The sequence below is a fragment of the Candidatus Allofontibacter sp. genome, from assembly GCF_038145245.1.
Taxonomy (GTDB): Bacteria; Pseudomonadota; Alphaproteobacteria; order Pelagibacterales; family Pelagibacteraceae; genus Fontibacterium.
This window is the reverse complement of sequence record NZ_JAYQPI010000044.1, coordinates 1-5,119: the sequence shown is the minus strand read 5'-3', so window position 1 is coordinate 5,119 and position 5,119 is coordinate 1. Positions and strand designations below refer to the sequence as shown.

Sequence of the window (5,119 nt, the reverse complement as noted above, 5' to 3'; positions counted from 1 at the left end):
TAACAAACATCCTATAGTCGATACAAAATACTCAAATAAAGCCAATAAATTAAAAAAAGATATTTATTTTTTAAATCTTGATAAGTTAAAAATTGTAGCATAGATTAAAGGAAATTATTGAAAGTACAAAATGGGCTTAGGCCCATTTTTTTTTACAGGAAACAAAACTAATGTTAAATAACAGAGTTGATACAGTTGAATTAATCAGAATAGTTGACGCTGTAGCTAATGAAAAATCGATTGATAAAGAGCTTGTTATTACTTCGATGGAAGAAGCTATAGAGAAAGCTGCAAGAACACGTTACGGACAAGAGAATAATATTTATGTGTCCATTAATAGAGCTAATGGTCAAATTGAATTAGGTCGAAAATTAAAAGTTGTAGAAAATCCAGCAAATAGTCAAAACGAAATTAGCTTAAAGGAAGCTAAAAAGATTAAAAGCGATATTGCATTAGATCAAGAAATTTTAGAGCCGTTACCCCCAATTGATTTTGGGAGAATAGCCGCACAAGCCGCTAAACAAGTTATAACTCAAAAAGTAAGAGATGCGGAAAGAGAAAAACAATACAACGAATTTAAAGATAAGATTGGCGAAGTTCTAAGTGGAATTGTAAAAAGAATAGAATTTGGAAATATCATCGTTGATTTACAAAAAGCTGAGTCAATTATTAAACGAGATGAATTAATTCCAAGAGAAAATATAAAGGTAGGTGATCGAGTAAAAGCTTACTGTTATGAAGTCAAAAAAGAAGCTAAAGGTCCGCAAATATTTTTATCAAGAGCACATCCTCAGTTTATGGCAAAATTATTTAAACTTGAGGTTCCGGAAATTTATGAAGGAACAATTGAAATTAAATCAGTGGCAAGAGATCCAGGAAGTAGAGCAAAAATTTGTGTTACATCAAAAGATAAATCCATTGATCCAGTGGGTGCTTGTGTAGGTATGAGAGGGAGCAGAGTTCAAGCTGTAGTGAATGAATTGCAAGGAGAAAAAATTGATATTATCCACTGGTCAGAAGATCCTGCAACTCTTGTGATTAATGCTTTGGCTCCTGCAGAAGTTCAAAAAGTAGTTTTGGATGAAGCTACAAAAAGAATCGAAGTAGTAATTGATGAAAATAATCTTAGCAAGGCAATTGGGAGAAGAGGACAAAACGTAAGACTTGCGTCAAAGTTAATGAATTACGAAATTGATATTTTAACAGATCAAGAAGAAACAGAAAAAAGACAATCAGAATTTAAAATTAAAACAAAACGATTTATTGAAAGTTTAGAAATCGATGAAATGATGGCACAACTTTTAGTATTAGAGGGATTTTCTTCAATCAAAGAAATCGATGGAGCTCCTTTAGAAGAAATTACTAAAATTGATGGTTTTGATGCAGAGACAGCAAAAGAATTAAAAGAAAGAGCAAAAGAATATTTAGAAACAGAGGCTAAAGAAATATCAAATAGAGTTAAGGAGTTGGGTATTCAGGACGATCTTATGAATCATCCAGGATTATCACTTGGAATGCTTTTAACCTTAGGTGAAAAGAATATTAAAACTTTGGCTGATTTTGCAGATTTATCAATTGATGAGATCTTAGGTGGGTATGACGAAGTTAAAGGAAAAAGAGTGGAATTTGAGGGAATATTGCAGAATTTCGATATCATAAGAGCTGAAGCTGAGCGTTTGATAATGAGTGCCAGAGAAAAAGTTTTTAACAAATAATAAACTCGCTTTTAAAAAAAATGGACGTTAAAGACAAAAAGAAAAAACTTACATTAAAAAATTTTAGTGGATCAGCAGCTGTTTCAAATTATGCAAAAGGCGCTGGTAACAAGTCAGTTTTAGTTGAAAAAAAGAAAAATAGATCTATAGACACAACCTATTCTGTGGATAGAGCAAAAGCTTCTGTAGCCCCACAAGACACCGTAAAGCCAAAAGTTTTAACAAAGGAAGATACAGCAAAAGCACAAAAATCAGCTCAAGAATGGGCAAGAAAGAAAATTCAAGAAGAACTTGAAATTGATAATAGTAAAAAATTAATAAAAAAAACACACGGAAAAAAAAGAGAATATAAACTAACATTATCAAAGGCTCTTACTGATGCTGATGAAGATGAAAAACAAAGAAGTTTAGCATCGTTTAAAAGAGCTAGGGAAAAAGAAAAAAAATTAGTACAGGCAAGTGATGACACATCCTCAGAAGTAAAAAAAGTTTCAAGAGAAGTCTCAGTTCCTAATTTAATTACCATTCAAGATTTAGCAAATAGAATGGCAGAAAAAGCAAGTTCAATTATTAAATTTTTATTTGAAAAAAATGTAAAAGTTACAATTAACCATACTATCGATAAAGATACGGCTGAGTATATCGTTGGTTCATTTGGACATAAAGTTGTTAAAGATAATCAAATTGATGATGAGTTATCAAAATTAAAAAAATTAAAAGAGGAAGAAGATACTTTTTCTAGACCACCAGTTGTCACTGTTATGGGTCACGTTGATCATGGCAAAACTTCATTACTAGATGCTTTAAGAGAAACAAATGTTGTGGCCACGGAACATGGAGGAATTACCCAACATATCGGAGCTTATCAAGTATTCACAGATAATAATAAGTGGATGACGTTTATTGATACACCAGGTCATGCAGCTTTTACAGAAATGAGAGCTAGGGGTTCCAAAATTACGGATATCGTTGTTCTAGTTGTTGCAGCAAATGATGGAATTAAACCGCAAACAATAGAAGCTATCCAACATGCAAAAGCTGCAAAAGTTCCAATTATAGTTGCAATCAATAAATGTGATATTCATGGGGTTGATAAACAAAGGGTTAGAAATCAATTATTAGAACATGAACTTGTTGTTGAAGAATTAGGTGGAGATGTCCAGTGCGTTGAAATATCTGCATTAAAAAAAACAAATTTAGATAAATTAAAAGAAGCAATTATTTTACAAGCAGAAATTTTAAATCACAAAACTAATCCAAACGTACCTGCGCAAGGCATAGTTGTTGAATCAAAATTGGATAAAGGTAAAGGACCCGTATCAACAATTTTAATTACAAGAGGAACTTTAAAAAGAGGTGATTTCTTTGTGAGTGGTTTGCAATGGGGAAAAATTAGAGCCATGAATAATTTTAAAGGTGAATTAGTTAATGAAGCAACACCTTCAATGCCAGTTGAAATTATTGGTTTAACGGGCGTTTCAGAGGCAGGAGATGATTTTTTAGTTTTAGATAGTGAGTCAAAAGCAAAGGAAATAAATAAACATAGAATTGAACAAGGAAAATCTAAAAGAATTAGTGCCTTAGTTAAGAAAGACGATGTTTTTGGCGATGTTAATAAACAAAAAGAATTATCAATTATTATTAAAAGTGACGTTCATGGATCTGCAGAAGCATTATCTAATGCGATATTAAAAATTCAACACGATGAAGTTAAACCAGTTATTGTTTTATCATCTGTTGGAGCTATTACCGAAACAGATGTTTCTTTAGCAAAAGCTTCTAATGCTGTTTTAATTGGCTTTAATATTAAACCTAATAAAGAGGCAAAAGACCTTGCAACAAAATTAGGTGTAAATGTTTTATACTTTAATATTATCTATGAAGCGATTGAGCATATTACTAAAGCTCTTTCAGGTTTATTAGCGCCAGAAATTAATGAAGAGGTATTAGGACAGTGTGAAATATTGCAAGTATTTAAATCTTCCAAAGCTGGAAAAGTTGCAGGTATTAAAGTGACAGAAGGATCAATTATTAATAACTCAGATGTTAGGATTGTTAGAGATGGCACTGTTGTTTATACTGGAAAAATTGCATCGCTTTACAGAGAAAAAAATGAAGTAAAAGAAATTAAAGCAGGGATTGAAGGTGGAGTTGCTTTTAAAGATTTTTTAGATTTTAAAGAAAAAGATATCATCGAAGTTTTCTCAGTAGTTCAGAGCGCTAGAACAATAAATTAATTAATCATGAACATTCATTTAAGTGACCAGCCTTTTACTCAAAGGCAATTAAGAGTGGGCGAATTATTAAAACAGTTGCTTGGAAATCTCTTTATAAAAGAAGAAGTAGCTTTGCCAAATATTAATACAAGGGTGATTACAGTTTCAGAAGTTAGAATGAGTCCTGATTTAAAACATGCCAAAGTGTTTGTAATGCCGCTTGGAGGTAAAAATTCTGAATTTATTTTACAATCTCTTATTAATCATAGCGGTTTAATTAAAAAAGAAATGTCAAGAAATTGGAAAAATAAATTTCTTCCTAACTTACATTTTGTATTAGATGAGTCTTTTGACTATGCTGAAAAGATTGAAAAATTAATTATTAAGTCTCACAAAAATGATTGATGGTTGGATAAATTTAAACAAACCCAAAGGCTTTAGTTCAGCATATTGTTTAAATGTTATTAAGAGTAAATTTAAAAAAATTAAAATAGGTCATGCTGGAACATTAGATCCGTTAGCAGAAGGTGTTTTGCCGATTGCATTAGGTGAGGCGACCAAAACTGTTTCATTAATACATTTACAATTCAAAAGTTATTTATTTGAAATACAGTGGGGATCAGAAACAGATACTTTAGATTTAGAAGGTAAGGTTATAAATCAAAATGAGATTTGTCCTACAAAAAAAGAAGTTAAGAATATTTTAAAAAAATTTATTGGATGGCAAATGCAAATACCACCAAAATTTTCTGCAGTAAAAATTAATGGCAAAAGATCTTATGAACTTGCAAGAAATAACCTAGAATTTGATATAAAAAAGAGAAAAGTTTTTATAAAAAATATTAGATTATTAAAGCACTCAAATAATAAAAGTCTTTTTTATATAAAATGCGGAACTGGAACTTACATTCGAAGTTTAGCCAGAGACATTGCTAAATCCTTTGATGCATTTGCTCATGTTACTCAATTAATTAGAACTCGATATGGAAATTTTAGTATTAAGAACTCAAATAGCCTTGAAAAATTAATAGAAAAAGAAAGTATCAATAATTTTTTAAAATATGTGCTTGATATTCAGAGTGCTTTAATACATATACCTAGCATTAAATTAAAAGATGAAAGAATTAATTTAATAAAGAATGGAATGAAAGTTAGTTTGGTTAATGAATTTGGAAAGGTTAGTTTAGA

General features: G+C 30.5%; 4 protein-coding genes. All 4 read left to right on the top strand.

The window, feature by feature from the left end; translation table 11 throughout:
• Positions 1-170: 170 nt before the first annotated feature.
• A complete protein-coding gene (gene nusA, locus AC8IGH_RS04930; RefSeq protein WP_507419606.1) occupies positions 171-1,715 on the top strand; it encodes a transcription termination factor NusA in 1,545 nt (514 codons plus the stop codon).
• Between the two features lie 20 nt (positions 1,716-1,735).
• On the top strand, positions 1,736-3,952 hold the full coding sequence (infB, locus tag AC8IGH_RS04925) for a translation initiation factor IF-2 (RefSeq protein ID WP_507419605.1): 2,217 nt from the start codon (positions 1,736-1,738) through the stop codon (positions 3,950-3,952).
• A 6-nt stretch (positions 3,953-3,958) separates the two neighbouring features.
• Positions 3,959-4,336 (top strand): 30S ribosome-binding factor RbfA, encoded by a 378-nt coding sequence (gene rbfA / locus AC8IGH_RS04920; RefSeq protein WP_507419604.1) that lies wholly within the window; start codon positions 3,959-3,961, stop codon positions 4,334-4,336.
• Positions 4,329-5,119 (top strand): tRNA pseudouridine(55) synthase TruB (gene truB, locus AC8IGH_RS04915; protein ID WP_507419603.1); only part of this gene is annotated, 791 nt, incomplete at its 3' end. The genes rbfA and truB, both read left to right, overlap by 8 nt.